The 19,915-nt window shown below is 43.9% G+C and carries 19 protein-coding genes and 1 pseudogene; 10 read left to right on the forward strand and 10 right to left on the reverse strand.

Annotated elements, in window-relative coordinates; genetic code table 11:
* The first annotated feature begins 61 nt into the window (after nucleotides 1-61).
* Together A136_RS03340 and A136_RS03345 are read left to right on the forward strand one after the other, a co-directional pair.
* Nucleotides 62-1,348: a DEAD/DEAH box helicase gene (locus A136_RS03340; RefSeq protein WP_017062632.1), complete on the forward strand. Its 1,287-nt coding sequence runs from the start codon at nucleotides 62-64 to the stop codon at nucleotides 1,346-1,348.
* Between the two features lie 164 nt (nucleotides 1,349-1,512).
* Nucleotides 1,513-2,133, forward strand: coding sequence for a LysE family translocator (locus A136_RS03345; protein ID WP_017064486.1), 621 nt, complete (start codon nucleotides 1,513-1,515; stop codon nucleotides 2,131-2,133).
* Nucleotides 2,134-2,389: 256 nt separating this feature from the next.
* Here the strand turns inward: A136_RS03345 and A136_RS03350 are convergent, their stop codons facing one another.
* Nucleotides 2,390-4,417, reverse strand: a complete 2,028-nt coding sequence (locus tag A136_RS03350) for a PhoX family protein (protein WP_017064487.1) — start codon at nucleotides 4,415-4,417, stop codon at nucleotides 2,390-2,392.
* Nucleotides 4,418-4,671: 254 nt separating this feature from the next.
* On the opposite strand from A136_RS03350, the gene A136_RS03355 reads away from it, so the two are divergent.
* On the forward strand, nucleotides 4,672-5,013 hold the full coding sequence (locus A136_RS03355) for a YggL family protein (RefSeq protein WP_017062629.1): 342 nt from the start codon (nucleotides 4,672-4,674) through the stop codon (nucleotides 5,011-5,013).
* A 229-nt stretch (nucleotides 5,014-5,242) separates the two neighbouring features.
* Here the strand turns inward: A136_RS03355 and A136_RS03360 are convergent, their stop codons facing one another.
* On the reverse strand, nucleotides 5,243-6,004 hold the full coding sequence (locus A136_RS03360) for an IS5 family transposase (RefSeq protein ID WP_026028612.1): 762 nt from the start codon (nucleotides 6,002-6,004) through the stop codon (nucleotides 5,243-5,245).
* Nucleotides 6,005-6,094: 90 nt separating this feature from the next.
* On the opposite strand from A136_RS03360, the pseudogene A136_RS03365 reads away from it, so the two are divergent.
* Nucleotides 6,095-6,850 (forward strand): annotated as a pseudogene (locus A136_RS03365) (sensor histidine kinase); the annotation flags it as partial.
* 49 nt (nucleotides 6,851-6,899) lie between these two features.
* Here A136_RS03365 and A136_RS03370 read toward each other — a convergent pair.
* Together A136_RS03370 and A136_RS03375 are read right to left on the reverse strand one after the other, a co-directional pair.
* On the reverse strand, nucleotides 6,900-7,364 hold the full coding sequence (locus tag A136_RS03370) for a hypothetical protein (protein WP_017064489.1): 465 nt from the start codon (nucleotides 7,362-7,364) through the stop codon (nucleotides 6,900-6,902).
* 158 nt (nucleotides 7,365-7,522) lie between these two features.
* Nucleotides 7,523-8,452 carry a DMT family transporter gene (locus A136_RS03375; RefSeq protein WP_017064490.1) on the reverse strand — a complete coding sequence of 310 codons (930 nt, stop codon included), beginning with the start codon at nucleotides 8,450-8,452 and terminating at the stop codon, nucleotides 7,523-7,525.
* 149 nt (nucleotides 8,453-8,601) lie between these two features.
* On the opposite strand from A136_RS03375, the gene A136_RS03380 reads away from it, so the two are divergent.
* Entirely contained in the window at nucleotides 8,602-9,060 is a 459-nt protein-coding gene (locus A136_RS03380) for an Lrp/AsnC family transcriptional regulator (RefSeq protein WP_017062622.1), read from the forward strand.
* A gap of 169 nt (nucleotides 9,061-9,229) precedes the next feature.
* Here the strand turns inward: A136_RS03380 and A136_RS03385 are convergent, their stop codons facing one another.
* Both A136_RS03385 and A136_RS03390 read right to left on the reverse strand, forming a co-directional pair.
* Nucleotides 9,230-9,472, reverse strand: coding sequence for a hypothetical protein (locus A136_RS03385; protein WP_017062621.1), 243 nt, complete (start codon nucleotides 9,470-9,472; stop codon nucleotides 9,230-9,232).
* A 269-nt stretch (nucleotides 9,473-9,741) separates the two neighbouring features.
* Nucleotides 9,742-10,317: a hypothetical protein gene (locus A136_RS03390; RefSeq protein WP_017064491.1), complete on the reverse strand. Its 576-nt coding sequence runs from the start codon at nucleotides 10,315-10,317 to the stop codon at nucleotides 9,742-9,744.
* 96 nt (nucleotides 10,318-10,413) lie between these two features.
* Here A136_RS03390 and A136_RS03395 point away from each other — a divergent pair, with 96 nt between their 5' ends.
* The 5 genes from A136_RS03395 (at nucleotide 10,414) to phaC (ending at nucleotide 15,985) form a co-directional block, all read left to right on the forward strand.
* Nucleotides 10,414-11,097, forward strand: a complete 684-nt coding sequence (locus tag A136_RS03395) for an SH3 domain-containing protein (protein WP_017064492.1) — start codon at nucleotides 10,414-10,416, stop codon at nucleotides 11,095-11,097.
* Nucleotides 11,098-11,626: 529 nt separating this feature from the next.
* Entirely contained in the window at nucleotides 11,627-12,367 is a 741-nt protein-coding gene (locus A136_RS03400; RefSeq protein ID WP_017062618.1) for an SDR family oxidoreductase, read from the forward strand.
* A gap of 26 nt (nucleotides 12,368-12,393) precedes the next feature.
* The gene (locus A136_RS03405; RefSeq protein ID WP_017064493.1) at nucleotides 12,394-13,605 is read left to right on the forward strand and encodes an acetyl-CoA C-acetyltransferase; all 1,212 of its coding nucleotides are present in this window, start codon (nucleotides 12,394-12,396) and stop codon (nucleotides 13,603-13,605) included.
* Between the two features lie 130 nt (nucleotides 13,606-13,735).
* Nucleotides 13,736-14,083 carry a phasin family protein gene (locus A136_RS03410; RefSeq protein ID WP_017062616.1) on the forward strand — a complete coding sequence of 116 codons (348 nt, stop codon included), beginning with the start codon at nucleotides 13,736-13,738 and terminating at the stop codon, nucleotides 14,081-14,083.
* Between the two features lie 75 nt (nucleotides 14,084-14,158).
* On the forward strand, nucleotides 14,159-15,985 hold the full coding sequence (phaC, locus tag A136_RS03415; RefSeq protein ID WP_017064494.1) for a class I poly(R)-hydroxyalkanoic acid synthase: 1,827 nt from the start codon (nucleotides 14,159-14,161) through the stop codon (nucleotides 15,983-15,985).
* 127 nt (nucleotides 15,986-16,112) lie between these two features.
* Here the strand turns inward: phaC and A136_RS03420 are convergent, their stop codons facing one another.
* From A136_RS03420 to napA, 4 genes are all read right to left on the reverse strand, one after another.
* Nucleotides 16,113-16,250, reverse strand: coding sequence for a TIGR02808 family protein (locus tag A136_RS03420; RefSeq protein ID WP_010430103.1), 138 nt, complete (start codon nucleotides 16,248-16,250; stop codon nucleotides 16,113-16,115).
* 11 nt (nucleotides 16,251-16,261) lie between these two features.
* Complete coding sequence (locus A136_RS03425; RefSeq protein WP_017064495.1) at nucleotides 16,262-16,843, reverse strand: NapC/NirT family cytochrome c; 582 nt, start codon at nucleotides 16,841-16,843, stop codon at nucleotides 16,262-16,264.
* Nucleotides 16,844-16,872: 29 nt separating this feature from the next.
* Nucleotides 16,873-17,334: a nitrate reductase cytochrome c-type subunit gene (locus A136_RS03430; protein ID WP_017062614.1), complete on the reverse strand. Its 462-nt coding sequence runs from the start codon at nucleotides 17,332-17,334 to the stop codon at nucleotides 16,873-16,875.
* A 125-nt stretch (nucleotides 17,335-17,459) separates the two neighbouring features.
* A partial coding sequence (gene napA, locus A136_RS03435; RefSeq protein WP_017064496.1) for a periplasmic nitrate reductase subunit alpha occupies nucleotides 17,460-19,915 on the reverse strand: 2,456 nt, incomplete at its 5' end.

The raw sequence follows: 19,915 nt of genomic DNA on the forward strand, positions 1-19,915 counted from the left end.
TTACTTTATAGTGCTCGGCTGAAATAAGAATGTAGGCTGTCTGCTTAAGGAACCCGTAACAATGTCATTTTCCTCTCAAGGTTTTGCTCCTGAATTAGTCAAAGCGTTGACTGAGTGTGGTTATGAAAAACTCACTCCAATTCAACAAAAAGCGATTCCAATGGCTCGTAAAGGCCATGATATTTTTGCTACTGCTCAAACCGGTACGGGTAAAACAGCGGCATTTTCATTGCCTGTTATCCAACACCTTTTGAACAGCGGTAAAAAAGCGTCTAGAGGAACGGCTCGCGGCCTTATTCTTGCTCCAACTCGAGAGCTTGCTGCGCAGATCGCTCAAAACATTAAAGACTACGTTAAATACACGGATCTAAGCGTTTCTGCGGTTTACGGTGGTAACAAGATGTCTTCACAAGTTCGTCAACTAGAACTGGGTGTGGATATTTTGGTTGCAACACCTGGTCGTTTAGAAGAGCACTTAGAAGCGGGTAACGTGTCTATTGCTAACCTAGAATTCCTAGTATTTGATGAAGCTGACCGTATCCTTGATATGGGCTTTATCAATGCCGTTCGTAAGATCATGTTGGATGTAGAAACATCACCGCAAATCATGATGTTCTCTGCAACGACTTCTACTCAGTTAAACCAACTGTCTGTTGATATTCTGCGTAAACCAAAACGTATTAGTGTTGAGCGCGAAAACTCAACGGCTGCTACTGTCGGCCACGTGGTTTACCCAGTGGATCAAGAGCGTAAAACAGAACTGCTTTCTGAGCTGATTGGTCGTAAAAACTGGCGCCAAGTGCTTGTTTTTGTTAACTACAAAGAAACAGCGAACGATGTAGTTAAAGAGCTTAAGCTAGACGGCATTAAAGCAGTATTGTGTCACGGTGATAAAGCGCAAAGTGCTCGTCGTCGTGCTCTAGACGATTTTAAAGAAGGTAAAGCGCGTGTAATGGTAGCAACCGACGTTGCGGCTCGTGGTCTTGATATCGAAGACTTACCACACGTAATTAACTACGACATGCCTTTCCTAGCAGAAGACTATGTTCACCGTATTGGCCGTACAGGTCGTGCAGGTAAGCAAGGTCACGCTGTCTCTTTCGTTAACCGCGAAGAAGAGCTGACTGTCGTTCAAGTTGAAAAACTGATTCAACAGCGCATTCGTCGTGTTGAACAACCGGGTTATGAACCGAAGAAACGTGATGCTTACATCGAGAAGCTGAACACTAAATCGGCTTACAAAAACCGTCAGGGTCGTAAGAACAACGCGAACGAAGAGCCACAAGATCAAGCAAGCGCTGAACGTCGTTTGACTATGATGAAGCGAATTAAAAACCGTCGTAAGTAATTACGGTTGGTGATTGAAAAGAGCCACTGTTATGTGGCTCTTTTTGTTTGTATTGATCGCAATATTGTTTATTGTCATTACTGCTTCGTTTCAACCTCGCTTCATTTCAAGCCCGATCAAGAAACAAGAACTAATAAATAAAAACAAGTCGATAAGGTAATAATATGGATAGCGCACTACTTTGGGCTTTTATTCCCACGTTTTTCTTCGTGTCAATCACGCCCGGTATGTGTATGACTTTGGCGTTGACACTTGGAATGAGTGTTGGATACAAGCGTACATTATGGATGATGATCGGTGAACTGGCTGGTGTCGCTGTGGTTTCTATTGCCGCGGTATTGGGTATCGCTTCGATCATGTTGAATTACCCATGGCTATTTACGGGCTTTAAATTTGTTGGTGCGGGTTACCTGTTTTATTTAGGCGTTCAGATGTGGCGTTCGAGAGGCAAACTGGCGATCAGTACTGACAACCAAACAACAAAAGTCAGCAATGATTGGGACTTGGTGGTTCAAGGTTTTGTCACTGCAATTGCGAACCCAAAAGGCTGGGCGTTTATGATTTCTTTGCTGCCTCCTTTTATTAACAGCAATAAAGACTTAGCACCGCAGTTGTTCATTCTCGTGTCAATCATTCTGGTTTCTGAGTTTGTTTGCATGACCTTATACGCGACAGGCGGAAAGAGCTTAAAGCATATGCTGGGCAAAGCCGACAATGTTAAGTTGATGAACCGCATTGCAGGTACGTTGATGATGGGCGTTGGTGTTTGGTTGTTCGTGAGCTAATTCTGGTTAGCCTACAACGAGCAGAGATCCCCGACTCAGTCGTTCCTCCTTCTCGAGGGTGACGCGTACGTGGGATGATGACGACTTAGGATTACGGTGAGTTTTGAAAATTCGGATTCTTACTTAAACCGAAGAATACATAGAATATAAAAAGAGCGATAGGGCATTTGGCCTTATCGCTCTTTTTGATTTTACTTAGCTAGCGAACAGAGACTAGATAACAGAAATGTTTCTGATCTTAGCCTGCGTTGTATATTTAAACCGCGATTTCACCGCCGTCTTCTCGACGAATCACAACCGTAGATGCTCTTGGGCGGACTTTGCCTTGAGTTTGTGCGGTTGCATCTTCAGACGATGGCCAGTTTGCCGGGTGTTGAATGTTCACAAACAGTGACTTGAAATCTGGGCTGATGGTAAAGCCAGTCACTTCACAACCGTTTGGACCCACAAAGAAGCGTTTAAGCTGTGCTTGGTTGTTTGCATCAATCACCGCACTGTTGCCGTTGTCATCCGTTAACTGAGATGGAACCACTGCCAGCATTTGGTCATTGGTGTAGCCAGTTACTTCGTCTGCGCCGTTATCTGTCTGAATCCACAAGATGCCACGAGCATCAAACGCTAAGCCGTCAGGGCTCGCGAACTGGTTCATGTCTGTTAGACCAGAGCGGTTAATAGACTTGTCTTCCACTGCTGGTGAACCAAATACGAAGATATCCCAATCGAACTCGCCTGCCGTTTTGCCTTCATCCCAACGGATAACATGACCGAACTTGTTGTCTACGCGAGGGTTCGCAGAGTTCGCTTCTTTACGCTTGTTGTTATTAGTCAGCGTTAGGTAAGCCGTACCCGTCATTGGGTCAACAGAGCACCATTCAGGGCGATCCATTGGCGTTGCACCAACAAGGTCGGCAGCGCCCGCTGTATTGATGATAAGCGCTGCTTGAGAGTCAAATGAATCACCTAGCTTGCCGCCGTTTGTAGTCTTGCTGCCCAACGTTAGTGGTAGCCACGTACCTGAACCGTCATCGTTGAACTTAGCCACATACAGCGTGCCTTTATCCATGTACTTGTCACCCGCACTTAGGCGATTACTCGGCTCTGCGTCACGCGGGTCCCATTTCTCTTCAGAAACGAATTTGTATAGGTATTCAAAACGAGAATCGTGACCAGAGTAGAATACGATCGGCTCGCCTTCGGTCAACTTACCAAACGTACAGCCTTCGTGACGGAAACAACCCAGTGCAGAACGTTTCTTAGCGCGAGAGTTTGCTGTGTATGGGTCGATTTCAACAATGTAGCCGTGACCGTGTGCTTCGTTACGGTAATCGTCCATTGCTGACTCACCTGTTGGTGTTACGTCAAAGCGAGCAAATTCGTCTAGGCGTTCTTGTTTGTCACCAGAAAGCGTGTCCCAACCGTAACGTGTTTTGTCGGTAGCGATACCAATACGTTCTTGCGCTGGTGTTGTCTCGCCTTTGTTAACGAAATAACCCGGCCAGTTTTCTTCACACGTTAGGTAAGTGCCCCATGGTGTGTAGCCATTACCACAGTTGTTCAACGTGCCACGAGCTTGGCTGCCGTCTTGTGAGAACTTGGTTTTGGTAAATTCACTGTGTGCAACAGGACCAGACAGATCCATTACGGTCGCGCCTGTGTAGCGGCGGTTCAGAGGATCGTTATCGACCATCACCCATTGGTTGCCTTCAAGTTTTACACGAACCACACTCACGCCGTGTGCGTTGATCTCTTTACGTACTTCATCAAGGCTAGGGCGGTTGCCTTCATCGTATGTAGGACCATTAGCGTGCAGTGCTTTTTGGTCGATGTATTCGTGATTAATCACCAACAAACCGTCGTTGCTGTTGCCATTAAGCGGGAAGAAGTGCATGCCGTCGTGGTGCATGCCCAGTGAGTTTGCTTGATCTTGTGCGTTGTTGGTTCCATCTTTTAACCAAGCATTGCCTTGCTTGTTAAGTGGAGTACCCCAAGGAACCAATACTTGTGCTGTATAGCCTTTTGGCACAACGACACTGTCTGTCAATGAGCCTTTAACCGATTCGAATGCAAGTGTAGCAGTGCTTTTTTGCGGTGCGCTAGATGATGCTGTCGCCGCGTGCGCTGTGCTGTGGCCTGCTAAACCAAAAGCACCAAACGCCGTCATTGCACTGATGCCTAAACCGCCTTTGAGAACATTTCTTCTTGAAAGGTTCGCATCTAAAACTTCTTCGAAGGGTTTGTTTTTGCTCTTATTAAAACGAGTGCTATCAAATGTTTCCTTGCTCATCTTTACTGCTTCCTATTGGCTGATTTTATTATTCGTTATTCATGACTTACCCACCTACTAACTAATTGGTTAATAAGTTGGGTCAATGTGTGACTAATCGTGAAGCAGTTAAGTGACAGATTTTTATAGATTTGATTAAGGTTTTGTTTCTGTAGCACGATTTTTGCCATTAACACCCTTGTGTAATACAAAACTCTTGGGGATTGATGTGGAACTGTGTATAAATGCTTTATCAAACGAAAAGAGAGGCAGTTATGAAATTAGATAAAATCGAAAACAAAAATCGTCGCCTACGCAAAAAGCTATACCTAGGTGAATTCGCGATTCTGGGTTTTGAAGTAAGCTGCAAGACATCGATTACTGATTTTGATCAATACGATGTGTTCATTGATGAGTTCATTGATTTCATCGACAGCATCGGTCTGTGCTTTGGTGGCGGCGGCCTTGAGCTGTTTGAAGGTTTCTTATGCTCAATTGAGCGCTACCGTTCAGTAACAGAAGCAGAACAACTGCAAGTTGCTCAATGGCTTGAAGCTCGTGCTGAAGTAAGCAAAGTGGAAGTTAGCGAACTGATTGACGCAAACTACGCGTTCTAATTTGATGTTGTGTTGTTAGCTCGATTGAAAGGCCAAATACGGCTTAGGAAAGAGTAACAACAGTACGCTAGAATAAAGGCCGAATCGTTAAATCGATTCGGCCTTTTTGCGTTTTATTCGTTCCATTTCTATTCTTTATCTTCTTTTCTATCCCTTCTGACGTAAATGATAAATTGATATTTTTCGATTAAATATTAGGGCGTGTTGATCTTTGCTGTACATTTCGCGTTCAACAATACATCGGTAGCCACATTAACATGAATGCCAGCGATAACATGCTGGCATAATTCCTTTCTAGCTTGTCATATCTACTTGAAATAGCTCGATAATGCTTAATTCTCCCAAAGGCATTTTCGACCAAGTGACGATACTTGTATAAACACCAATCCATACTGTCTTTGTCTATATCTTGTCCGTAATTGCGTTTAGCAATTACCGTTTCTCCGCCACGTTCCTTAACAAAAGTACGGAAAGGTTCGCTGTCATATCCTTTATCACAAACGATGGTATTAACTTCATCGAGTTGCTCAACTAAGCTTTCGGCATGCACTATATCGTGGCGTTGTCCCTCTGATAAATCAAAGCAAATCGGCAGGCCACCACTATCTACGGCTAAGTGAATTTTGGTTGAGTTGCCCCCGCGACTTTTTCCTATTTGCTCTGAACTTTCAGTAGCTGCACCTGTACTATGCTGATGTGCTCTAACTATAGAGCCATCAAGAAATACCCATTCAAAATCAGCCATGTTAGATAAACTTTTGAAAAGATTATCTAAAATCCCTTTCTTTGACCAAAGATTAAATCGTCTGTAAACGGTACTCCACTCTCCGAACTCAGAGGGTAGATCTCGCCAAGGAATACCTGTTCTCATTCGATAAAGTATTCCTTCAAATGTCATTCGATGTTCAGTTTTATCGTAAATACGACCTGTACTTTTCATAACTTGGAGTAGCAGTTCCCAGCGAATATCAGTTAGCATTGTTCTTGGCATGGTATTGGTTATGGTTTTACTTTTGGCGAAGCAAATTATAACTCTTTACCATGCTGTTCAAAAAACACTCACGAAAGATCAACACGCCCTAACAAGTTGCAACAACAAGCAGAGCAAGATTTTCGATTGGACCCGAACTTCATTCATCAAGTACCAGAATTGGTGCCGATTGCACGCTCGTATCAGTTGATGGCGAAGCACATTCAACAGCAATTTTTGCAACTTGAATATCAGTCGTCACATCGAAGACAAAGCTTATTACAGCTCAGTCATGATTTGAAAACGCCATTGTCGAGTGTATTGGGGTATCTAGAAACTTGGAGGATTCAAAACCCACATTCGGAACCACTCATAGATGTGGCATATCGCAATGGCAACAAGTTATCTGAACAGCTCCATTCGCTGTTAGATAGCGCCAAGAATGATAACCCGGTACCCACATATCAATACGCTTCAATCGATTTCAATGGGCTGATGAGCGAATGCTTAGAAACGATACAAAGCCAATATCGCCATAAAAATGTTGAGTTGAACATTAATATGCCTATTGGAATCAAGGCTGTGGGTGACAGTGATCTGCTTGAGAGGTTGATTTTGAATCTGTTAGATAATGCATTGAGGCATAGCCCAAGTGGCACTGTGGTGTCGTTAGATGTTGGTTTTGAAGCGGATTCCAAACGGGTGAAGGTGGTGATTCATAATGAGGTTGAACTGGAAGCGCCGAATGGTTCTTTGGGAATAGGAACCAAGATCGCGCAGTCGATACTGATGTTGCATCACAGTGTGCTAGAAACAACAAAGGCAGAGAACTCCTTTCAGCAAAGCTTTTACTTGCCTTCGGTATAGCTCTATCTGCCTTCGATTTAGCTTGATGTGTACTTACGTAGAAGTAACGTTAAGCGTCTTTTCTGTCTTCGTTACCTTCGTTCACTTTCGCGTAGAAGTGAAGCAGCTCGGTTAATTCTTTAACCCAGCCAAACGCATCTTTAGGTGCGTTCTTTAAGATCTTTTCTACTTTCTCACAGTGCACTTCGATTGCGATTGCTTCTTCAAGGTTGAAAGAAATTGAGTAGAAGTGCCAAAGCAGTAGGCGAGTCATTCGCTCGATGTTCTGTTGCGAGTTATCCGACTCTGAGAAGGCGAGGTTCACTTCACCAAGCGCGATAGCGGTCATTCGAAGCATTGCGTCAAATTTTGCTGATTGCATGCGCTCTTCGCTGGTGACTTCTTCTTGCTCGAACGTAAACAATTCTGTCATTGCATCTTCAGGAACAAGGCGATGAATCATTCTTAAACTAAATTCTTCTAGTTCATGGCGAGGCATGGTGATTAAGCAATTTAAGGTGTAGTCGCGTTGCATGGTGTTCTCTTGGATCTGCAAAAAGGTCGGACAGTTTAATGGAGAAGCGAGTTTAGAAAAAGCAGATTTTAGATAAGCCTGCGTTGGCAGGCTTATCAGTGTACTACAAGCCCTAAAATCGATGCTTAGGGGAACTGTATTTAGGTTTGAACGCAGTATCAGGCTTTGCTATGGCTTGGCGGTTGGTACTGCATCGACTGGTCGTTTCTCATGAATATGTTGCTCGCGACCAAACTGCCGATGCAAATAGAACCAAGGGCGAGCCAAGTCATCGCATCAGGAATCTCGTTGAATAGTGGGATCGCCAACAAGGTCGCCACTGCGGGTGTTGCACTGCCAAAAGCGGCAGAGCGTTCAGCCCCTAAGGTATTAACCGCATAAAGGTAAGTGAACGCAGCGATTAAACCCGCCCCAACGCCTTGCACTGTTGAATGAACGGCAAGCTCCGTGAAGGGCCAATTAGCGATTGGTGTGTCCATTAGGTGGCTTGGGAGGGTTCCAGTCAGGATTAGGACGAGTAAAAGCAAAGTAGAACAGAGAGAAATAAAACCGGCACTGACTAACGCATTAAGATTAGCGACACGGGCTGAGATGGTGAACATCGCCCACATTAAGCTTCCGCATAAAAACAACAAATGACCTTTGGTGTATTCGAAGTTGAAGCTGCTTAAGCTACTCCCTAAAAACAACAGTATGCCGAGCAAAACCAAACCTAAACCAACAACACGATGTCGGCTGAGTGGCTGCTTAAAAAAGAGTACCGCAATTCCTGTAACGAACAGAGGAAGCGTGCCCGGAACAAGAGCACTGCCATGAGATACCGGAACAAACTGCATGGCCGTTCCGGCAACAAGCAGATAAGGTAATCCGCTACCTACGAACATACCCGTTAGATACCGTTTAGGGACGACGGCAATTGCGCTGCGTGCTTTCCACATCAAAGGCAATAACACCAAAGCCGGTATGAGAAATCTTGTGAGGGCGATATCTGCAGGTGTTAAATCTGAATTTGCGCCGCCTTTAAGAGACAGGAAAAAGCTCGCCCAAATGAGTAGGGTGACAGTAATAGATAAGTAGCCAAGATTCATAATATTGAAGGAGAGTGGGTGATGACTCATTATGGAACAGTTGTTGTGCCACAGGTTGGCAAGTTTTGGCCTAACTTGAACTATCGTTGATGATTTCTGCTAATATTCACCAAATAATTAACGGATTTAACTAATGTTTGGCATTTACTATGGATAGAATTGATAGACATCTTCTCGAACTGCTACAAAAAGATGGCAGGTTAACCACGGCTGAACTTGCTGATGAAGTGGGTTTATCACCTTCGCCTTGTGCAAGACGAGTCAAAAGGCTAGAAGAAAAGGGCATTATTGACGGTTATCGTGTGAGCTTGTCACGAGAACAAGTCGGCATCGCAATGAGTGTGTTTGTTGAGGTGAGCCTAAACAACCACCAAGAAGTGTCGATAGATAAGTTTGAGGCGGCTGTTGTAGAGATGGAAGAGGTGATCAGTTGCCACGTTGTATCTGGGGCTTATGACTATTTGCTAGAAGTGGTTAGCCCGAACTTGATGGCCTACGAGGCATTTACAAGAAAACTTCAAAGGCTCTCTAACGTGAAAGATATTCATACCCACCTTGCGATAAGACAAGTAAAAGGCAATGCACCACTGCCAATTTATACCGATTAAGCCAAACTCTGAGCAGTAACACGAAGGCAGAATGAGCTGAAAACGAAATGGTTTACTCCTGAAGTAGAAGCGCGGTCAATATCAAAAATCATCCATTAAGTGTCAGGCTTCAGGCAATAAAAAACGGAGCACCTCGTGAAAGGTACTCCGTATATGATAGGTGCAAAACTTAGTGATACTTAAAGTTAGAGATTGAACAATCCCCAGTTTGTGCATTAATTCTGAATGAAAAAGCATGTGAATGATAATCCACGCCGTCATTCCAAATTGTCTCTCCAAATATCTTACATAGCTCTAGCTCACTTACTGAACCGAACTCTTCCATGTGTTTAGCTACAGATAAAAGTTTACCTCTTATCTCTGCAGTCCATTCCGTGTTACTCAAGCAGTTGAAAGCCATAGTCTTTTGCATATTACCTAGCCAAAATGTTTCTTGTTATTAAGTTATATGAAGATTCATGATAACAATTTTCTGGCGTTTGTAAATCTATTTTGTGATGGATATCTCACATACTCGCTTGCATTGGTCGGAAATTGAACTTCATTGTTGATAGATAGCACATTACTTTTACAACCTATTGATAAAGCTTTGATTAACGAGTTCTTAGAATATTATGAATGGGATTGAGCATATTTATCGGAAAAGTCCAGTCGAACGAGTGAGAGAATCTAATGGTGATTTCAGTTTGACGCATCGTTTACTGGTTGGTTTATGTGGCGCGCTTCATCAATCATCGTCGCTTCTCTGCGGTATTTTGAAGACAGCTGACGGAATTTTTCACTGAGTGTATGGAGATCTCGGGAGAGTGATTGTGAGCTTTGTACGTGCACCTTTGCGCTTTCTGCCTGGCGCGGGAGTTTTGCTTTGGTGCAGTGTTTGGCGACGGCTTGCCATGAATACACTAGAGAGTCAGCGCCTTCAAGTTCACTAGACACAACATACGCCTGTTGCAACAAAACCTCAGAGACGTCATACGCAGTATTCATATGACTATTGAGCTGCACATTAAACCTTTCTTCGTACTTTGCCCAAAGCTCAATGATCTGCTTTTCATTAAAGTGTTTAGATAACAATGTCTGTGACTCATAGGTTGAGAGAACTTGGTTGAACTCTTTGGTGTACTGATTATAGCGACCTTCAAAAGAGAGCTGCCGATCCAACAGTGTTTGCCAGTTTTCACGGTCACAATGATTCGCTAGAGCGACATTGGCACTCAAAGTCATGCTTACAATGATAACCTTCCCCCAAAAACTCATGACTTTCCTCTACTTACCGTGCGCTCTATTGAGAGTATAGATGAGCAGCAGCATGAGTTGATGTACACTTGAGACATACCTATAACGGAAGAGCTGGTGGATTTGATGAAAAAAGCGCTGATCGCTTTACTTGTGTTGTTGATATTGGGCGGAGGGGGAGGAGCGGCATACTACTTCTTGGTCATGAATAAAGACCCAATCCCACAAGAGAAAACGGAAGAGCCGGCGTTAGAAGCTACCGAGCAATCTGAATCTGAGCTTGTACCCATCATGGATCTTCAGCCTGAACCCGAGCAGACGGAATTTTACGTTTTGGAGAGAAAGCTTGAAGTGGTCGAGCAACCTGAAATTGATGGCTTGATAACAGATTACCTCTATAAAGGGGAAAAGGTGGTGGTACTCGAGAAACAAGGCGAATGGGCACGTATCTCAGACTATATAGTCCTTAAAGAAGGCGGCCCACAGACGGCGGAATGGGTCTCTATGTCAGGCTTATCGAATGATGAAGTCATTATTTCGGAAAAAGAAAGCAAAGAGATATTGGATTCCTATTTGGTTAAGTCTGATGACCTCAAGATCCATCAAGAAAAATTCCGTAATTCGGTGGCTAAACTGATCTCTGAGGGGGAGTGTGCCCCAAGTGATTTTGAAGAATTAGGCGGATGGGTGAAATCTGTTAAGTACAGCAATCGAGATGTCTATTTTATTTATTGTGGTGGGTTGTCCCTTGAAAACAAAATTTATCTTGATGTAAATACAAATGAAATATTTACGAAGTAAGATCCCACGCTCAATTTATTAATGCTATTTACTTAAGCCCACTCATAGATTGAGTGGGCTTTTTTGTCTATTCATAATGCTCATCGTCCCCATTTAGAACGTTAATTATATTGAAGCTCATATAGAATTATTAGGAACCATTTATTAATTTCTAATAATAGTTTTATTATTATTCTCGTGATCAATCATTTCAAATTCCCACATTGCATTATTCTTGAAACAAGCTGGGAGATATAGATTTATCTCGTATTAACAAAGGCTTATCTGCTTGTTGATAAAAGTAAGATTAAATAAACCTTATTAATATCAGAGCTTTGCGTTAATTTACATGTTCGTAACATTTCATTAATTTTGGGATGCAAGTCTAGTTTTTAATCATAATACGAAAATATTTTATATTTGTAATAATACTTTTTGATTTTGAGTTGTAGGGTTTAATTAAAGCAAAACGTAAAGTTTAATTATCAGCTAAGACATTATCTTATTAACATCATTGTTATTTAATTGCTTGTAAGGGATGGAACCATTAATGAAAAAGCTTGCTTTAATTACAGGGTCAAAAGGCGGTATCGGCTCAGCAATTTCCTCTAAATTAGTTGCAGACGGCTATCGTGTTATCGCGACTTATTTTACTGGAAATTACCAATGTGCCTTGGATTGGTTTAACGAAAAACAATTCACCGAAGATCAAGTGAGATTGTTTGAATTAGATGTTACCAATACTGCGGAATGTGCGCTGAGCTTAAGCAAGTTGTTAGAAGAAGAAGGCACGGTGGATGTACTAGTCAATAACGCAGGTATTACACGTGATAGCGTCTTTAAAAAGATGGATGCCGAAGCGTGGAAAGACGTGATTGAAACAAACCTAAACAGTCTGTTCAACGTGACTCAACCTTTGTTCGCTCCTATGTGTGAGAAAGGTAACTGCCGTGTCATCAACATCTCTTCCGTCAATGGTCTTAAAGGTCAATTTGGACAGACTAACTACTCAGCAGCGAAAGCTGGAATGATTGGTTTTTCTAAAGCTTTGGCTGCAGAAGGCGCTCGTAGCGGCGTAACCGTGAACGTGATTGCCCCTGGCTACACAGCAACTCCTATGGTTGAGCAAATGAAGCCTGAAGTACTGGATTCAATCAAGAACCAAATTCCGATGAAACGCTTAGCAACACCTGTTGAAATTGCAGACGCAGTGGGCTTTTTAGCGAGTGAATCTGGCGCGTACATTACAGGCGAAACATTGTCTGTGAATGGCGGTTTGTACATGCAGTAATTGGCGAAACTGAAGGGGTTGGAATGATGGAAAAAGTATTTATTGTTGCGGCTAAGCGCACTCCTATTGGTGCATTTACCGGGTCGCTAAAAAACGTATCTGCGGGTGAACTGGCTGGCGTTGCGATCAAAGGTGCACTTGAGTCTGTCGATCTTTCGTTAGATGCGATTGATGAAGTAATCGTCGGCAACGTGATTTCGGCATGTCAAGGCATGGGGGTTGCTCGTCAGGCTTCCATCTATGCAGGGCTTCCTGAGGAAACACCAGCATACGGCGTGAACATGATTTGCGGCAGCGGAATGAAATCAGTGATGGACGCAGCGGCGCACATCAAAGCACAAGATGCTGAAGTGGTTATTGCTGCTGGCGTTGAAGTGATGTCACAAATTCCTTTTGTGGTACCAGCGAGCGTTCGTAATGGTCACAAAATGGGTGACATCTCAATGAAAGACTTACTGGTTGGTGATGGCTTAACCGATGCGTTTAATCACTACCACATGGGCATGACCGCTGAAAATATCGCGAACACGTTGAATATTTCGCGCCTAGCTCAAGATAACTATGCCTTAGAAAGCCAACAAAAAGCCGTTGCTGCGATTGAGGCGGGTAAGTTTAACGAGCAAATCGTGCCTGTAGAAGTTAAGCAGCGCAGACAAACCGTCACTTTTGATACCGATGAGTATCCGAAGTCAGACGCGACATTCGAAGGTCTGCAAAAGCTTCGTCCAGCTTTTGACCGTGAAGGGTCTGTTACGGCAGGTAACGCTTCGGGCATCAATGATGGCGCGAGTGCAATCATCTTAGCCTCAGAGAGTGCAGTAGCGAAATACGGACTGACACCACTGGTAGAGCTAACGAGCTACGCACAGTCTGGATTAGATCCAAAGATTATGGGTTTAGGCCCAGTAGAAGCCGTTTCTAAAACGCTTGATAAGGCGAATCTCACTCTAGAAGAAGTAGATTTGTTTGAATTGAATGAAGCGTTTGCAGCACAAGCTCTTGGCGTAATGTACCAATTGTCAGAGCAGCATGACTTACCGCTTGATGAGTTCAAGCCAAAGGTCAATGTGAATGGTGGTGCAATCGCGCTTGGCCATCCTTTAGGTGCTTCAGGCAATCGAATTATTGTTTCACTCATCCATGAAATGCTTGAACAGAAAACGACTTATGGCGTTGCTTCACTCTGTGTGGGTGGGGGAATGGGAACCGCTGTTTTGCTAAAAGGTATTGAAGGTTAGAGCCTGATATATCGGTAGCAAGCTTAAATATCGGATCAGCTTTTCAAAGCATCGCGAGTTAATCGATGAGCGTTGGCTGAAACGATAGTGACACAAATTTATTAAACTATGTATTCATCAGGAGTTACTTATGTACACGGATATTTTCAAAACAATTACTGACCAAACTGAAAAGCAATTTGAACCGTACTTAAAGTTCAACAAGTTGGTTGCAAAGAACGTCCAAACGATGACAGAACTGCAAATGAATGCAATGCAGACTTACACGAACATGGGTCTTGCGCAAATGAAAGCAGTGACTGAAATCAAAGACGTGACTAGCCTAACGGCGTTCAACAGCCAGCAACTAGCAGCGCTAACTCAATTGTCTCAACAGATGATGAGTGATAGCTCAAAAATGCAAGCTGCTGCAAAAGAGTTCAAAGAAGATGTTGAAACACTAACAACTGAAAACTTGAAAACAGTTACACCTGCATAAATAAAATCGCCATCGAGTCAGCACAGTGTTTACTGTGAGGCTCGGTGGCGATTTTCCGATTATTGGAGTCATGTTATGTTTCAACACTTCTTTTCGGACTACCTTGTTAAACTTCAACAAACAAACCAGCAATGGTGGGAAAACTTTGAACAAAACAAGGAAGCCGCGCAATCTCCCCTAAATCAAGCGATGCAAGAGTTGAATTTTGATGATGCGTCAAAAATCTTCGAGCAAGCCGCTAACCAACCCGCCGTTCTCCTTCAGTTACAATCCCAGTGGTGGGAACAGCAACTTAAGATTTGGCAAAATGCCGCACTGATGGGTAATACCGAAAGCGTCATTACTGAAGAGCGCAGTGATAAACGCTTTATTGATGAAGCGTGGAAAAATGACCCGTTTTACAGCTTTATCAAGCAGTCTTATTTGTTATTCAGCAAAAGCTATATAGACACCATTAATTCAATCGAAGGCATAGACGAGAAAACCAAGGAACGTGTGGCGTTCTTTTCACGTCAGGCTATCAATGCTCTTTCTCCTAGTAACTTCATTGCGACTAACCCAGAGTTGATGAAGCTAACGCTTGAGCGCAATGGTGAGAACTTGCTAGATGGGCTAGAGCAGCTACAAGCTGACGTTGAAGCGAGCGCGGATATCCTCAAGATCCGTATGACCAACAATAATGCCTTCCGATTAGGTGTTGATGTTGCGAACACGGAAGGTGATGTCGTTTTTCAAAATGATCTGTTCGAGCTTATTCAATACTACCCAAAAACACCTCAGGTGAACGCCACGCCTTTGTTGATCGTTCCTCCATTCATCAATAAGTACTACATTCTCGACCTTCGTGAAAAGAACTCAATGGTTCGTTGGTTGCTTGAGCAAGGGCACAGCGTCTTCATGATGTCTTGGCGCAACCCAGGTGAAGCGCAAAAAGACTTAGAGTTCGGTGACTATGTCACGGAAGGCGCAGCGAAAGCCGTGACGGCAATTGAAGATATCACGGGTAAAGAGCAAATCAATGCTGCAGGTTACTGCATTGGTGGTACTGTTCTCGCTTCAACGGTCGCTTACTATGCTGCTAAAAGAATGAAGAAACGCATTAAAACTGCGACCTTTTTTACGACTCTATTAGACTTCTCTCAGCCGGGAGAGGTTGGCGCATATATCAATGAAACGATCATTAACGCCATTGAGAAACAGAACGATGCTAAAGGATTCATGGATGGTCGTTCATTAAGCGTGACATTCAGTTTGCTTCGTGAAAACAGCCTGTACTGGAACTACTACATTGATAACTACCTAAAAGGCAGCAGCCCAATGGAGTTTGATCTGTTGTACTGGAACAGTGACAGCACTAACGTTGCAGCTAAATGCCATAATTTCTTGCTGCGTGAGCTTTACCTTGAGAATAAACTTGTTCAAGACAAAGGCGTGAAAGTAGGCGGTGTCTGGATTGATCTCAATAAGATAAAAATACCAAGCTACTTCATTTCAGCGAAAGAAGATCATATCGCGCTTTGGCAGGGGACTTACCGTGGTGCCTTGAATACCGGTGGCAACAAGACGTTCGTGCTTGGTGAATCTGGTCATATCGCGGGTATTGTTAACCATCCAGATAAGAAGAAGTACGGGTTCTGGCTGAATAACAACCTAGACGACTCGGCGGATGAGTGGCTAACTAATGCGACTCATAATGAGGGGTCTTGGTGGACACACTGGAATCAGTGGCTACAAGGTTTTGAAACTGACGAAAAAATCGAACCTTTCAATCAAGGCTCAGAGCTTAATCCTGTGATTGGCAAAGCGCCAGGCAACTATGTAAAACAGGTGCTGCCGATTGTCGATCAAGAGCAGGTTGATAAAGAGACCGCAGAGAAAGAAGCGCCAGAAAACGAAGCTTAGGGCGTTAAGTCACATTCAATTATAAAGATACACAACGTCAGATAATAAAAAAGCCACTGAAATCAGTGGCTTTTTCGTATCAACTCATATCAGAATTATCTGGTAGAAGTTGATGGAATCTCGATTGTTAATCGATTTCTTTGTCTTTACCCATAGATAAAATCCAAAGAGATACGGCTGCAACACCTGCAAAGCCACCAAGAATGATAACTGGCATAGCGCTGTAACCTAGGATGTGCCAAATTACGCTTTCTAAAGTACTCATTCAATCGCTCCTTATTGCCAGCCTTCAACGCCGTGCATGTCTGGTAGTTTGTGTGCAATACCTTTGTGACAGTCTACACACGTTTTATCACCAGAAGCTAGCGCAGTCGAGTGTTGTTTCGCACTACGGGGGCTCTGCTCTGAGAAGTCCATGTAATCGAACTGGTGACAGTTACGACACTCAAGTGAATCGTTCTTCTTCAATCGAGCCCATTCGCGTTCCGCTAGGTGAGCACGACGTGCTTTGAACTTTTCTTCAGTATTGATGGTTTTCGCAATAAAGTGTGCGTATAGCTCTTTAGATGCTTGAACCTTACGAACAATTTTATCTGTCCATTCATGAGGAACGTGACAGTCTGAACAGATAGCACGAACACCAGAACGGTTAGAGTAGTGAATTGTCTCTTGGATTTCAGCAACGATAGGTGCGTGACAGCCAGAACAGAATTCTTCCGTGTTGGTTGCCTCCATACCCGTGTTGAATGCACCCCAGAACAAAAGACCACCCGAGAAACCCAAGAACAAAACAACGCCTACGGCTGCTTTGCTTGGTGTCGCAAGTCTTTTCCAAAACGCTTTAAGTAATTTTATCATATATAGCCTCTCTTACAGTCCGGCTACGATTAACGCAGTGAATCTACAGGTTTGAACTCGTTCTCAACTAGTGGCTTAGCATTAGCTTGAGGTACGTGACACTGTAGACAGAAGTAACGACGAGGTGATACGTCTGCAAGTACCGCATCTTCACGGTTCATGTAGTGAGTTACACTCACTTTAGTAGCACCCATTTCTTTTGCGTTTTTCCAGCTGTGGCAAGAAAGACACTTGTTAGCGTTAAGAGAAACTTCATAGCTACGAATAGTATGAGGCACTAGAGGTGGTTGGTATACGTAGTCACTCTCAAGTACTTGGTCACGAGGGAACTTTTTGAAGTCATCTGCTGCGCGAGTTGCTTCAAGTTCACTTGCACCACGTAGAGATTCTACGCCACCAATGCCGCCTGGGTTATCCAGTTCAGCTTCAGCTTGAACTGCACCAGCTAGCAAAAGACCAGCTGATAGTAGGGCAGTAATCAGTTTTTTCATGGTTAATTTCTCCGCCTAAAGGCTAATTCTTTGAGTGGACTACTTCTTTCAAAAAGTAACGAAAAAAGCAGTCGCAATATTAAAAACGTCAGATCTACGAGCTAAGTGGTAAGAACATATTGTCCTTAAGCGACCTTAGTGATCTTAACTGGACACTTCTTGTAATCCGTCTGTTTAGACAGAGGATCCGTTGCATCCAAGATCAACTTGTTGATCAGAATTCTTGCATCAAAGAATGGTACGAATACCAAGCCTTGTGGTGGACGGTTACGACCACGAGTTTCAACACGAACGCGTACTTCACCACGTTTGTTTTCGATAAGAACTTCATCACCACGGCGAAGACCACGAGCTTTAGCATCAGCAGGGTGGATGTAACAAAGTGCATCCGGTACTGCTTTGTAAAGTTCTGGTACACGACGAGTCATAGTACCTGTGTGCCAGTGCTCAAGAACACGACCTGTACATAGCCACATATCGTATTCATCGTTTGGTACTTCAGGTGGCGCTTCGTATGGTGCATTGATGATCAGTGCTTTACCATCTGGTTTGCCGTAGAAGTCCCAATCAGAACCTTTCTTAGCATATGGATCTGAACCTTCTTTAAAGCGCCATAGTGTCTCTTTACCGTCAACAACAGGCCAACGTAGACCACGAACTTGGTGGTAGCGATCGTATGGTGCTAAATCGTGACCGTGGCCGCGACCAAAGGCTGCGTATTCTTCGAATAGACCTTTTTGAACGTAGAAACCTTGAGCTTGTGCATCGTCGTTAAGCTCTTGAGCTTCAGACAGTGGGAATGCATCAACGTTGCCGTTTTTGTAAAGCACGTCGTACATGGTTTTGCCACGGTACTCAGGCATTTTCGCAACCAGTTCTTCACCCCAAACTTCTTCAATAGTGAAGCGCTTAGAGAATTCCATGATTTGCCATAGGTCAGACTTAGCTTCACCTACAGTTTTCACTTGTTGGTACCATGCTTGTGTACGACGCTCTGCGTTACCGTAAGCGCCTTCTTTCTCAATCCACATTGCTGTTGGAAGGATGAGGTCAGCCGCTTGAGCTGTTGCCGTTGGGTACGGGTCAGAACATACAATGAAGTTATCTGGGTTACGGTAACCTGGCAGACGTTCAGTGTTGATGTTTGGACCCGCTTGCATGTTGTTGTTACACATTACCCAGTAAGCGTTGATTTTACCGTCTTTCAACATACGGTCTTGAAGAACAGCGTGAGCGCCGGGTACCGGTGGAATGGTGCCTTCTGGAAGTTTCCAGATATCTTCTGCAATTTTACGGTGTTTAGGGTTAGCAACCACCATATCGGCAGGTAAACGGTGAGCGAATGTACCAACTTCACGCGCTGTACCACACGCTGACGGTTGGCCAGTTAGTGAGAATGGGCTGTTACCTGGAGTAGAAATCTTACCTGTAAGAAGGTGGATATTGTATACAAGGCTGTTCATCCATACGCCACGAGTATGTTGGTTCATACCCATAGTCCAAAGTGACATTACTTTGATGTTTGGATCGGCATATTGCTTAGCCAGCTTGATAAGGTCTTCTTGAGATACACCTGACATTTCAGACGCTTTCTCAACTGTGTATTCAGCAACAGACGCTTTGTAGTCTTCGAAAGAGATAGCAGTCATTTCGCCTGAGTTAGGGTTTGCGGCTGCTTTCTGTAGTGGATCATCGTCACGCAGACCGTAACCGATGTCTGTCGTTGCTTGCTTGAAGTTCGTGTGCTTGTTCACGAAGTCCCAGTTAACGGCATCGTTTTGAATGATGTAGTTAGCAATGAAGTTAGCAATTGCTAGATCTGATTGAGGTTCGAAGATGTAACCCGTGTCTGCAAGCTCGAAAGAACGGTGGTAGTAAGTAGACAGTACGTTTACTTTAACGTGTGGATGGCTTAGACGACGGTCTGTAATACGAGTCCATAGTACTGGGTGCATTTCTGCCATGTTTGACCCCCACAGTACGAATGCGTCTGCGTGTTCAAAGTCATCGTAACAACCCATTGGCTCATCAATACCGAAAGTGCGCATGAAGCCTACTACAGCAGAAGCCATACAGTGACGAGCGTTTGGATCTATGTTGTTTGAACGGAAACCCGCTTTCATCATCTTAACGGCTGCGTAGCCTTCCATTACTGTCCATTGGCCTGAACCGAACATACCAACACCTGTTGGACCGTTCTTCTTCAGTGAAGCTTTCCATTTCTCAGCCATCACGTCGAACGCTTTGTCCCAAGATACGGGTGCGAAATCACCATCTTTATGGAACTCACCGTCTTTCATGCGAAGTAGAGGAGTCTCAAGACGGTCTTTACCGTACATGATTTTTGAAAGGAAGTAGCCTTTAATACAGTTAAGGCCTTTGTTTACAGGAGCTTCTGGATCGCCTTGAGTCGCAACCACTTTACCGTTTTGAGTACCTACTAGTACTGAACAGCCCGTACCACAAAAACGACAAGGCGCTTTATCCCACGTGATTTTTGTTTGATCAGAGCTAGCAATCAGGTTGGTTGCTGTTGCCGGTAGAGTTACACCTGCAACGGCTGCCGCTGATGCAGCTGCGT

Origin of the sequence: Vibrio crassostreae 9ZC13 (genome assembly GCF_000272045.2) — a bacterium.
GTDB classification, from domain to species: domain Bacteria; phylum Pseudomonadota; class Gammaproteobacteria; order Enterobacterales; family Vibrionaceae; genus Vibrio; species Vibrio crassostreae_C.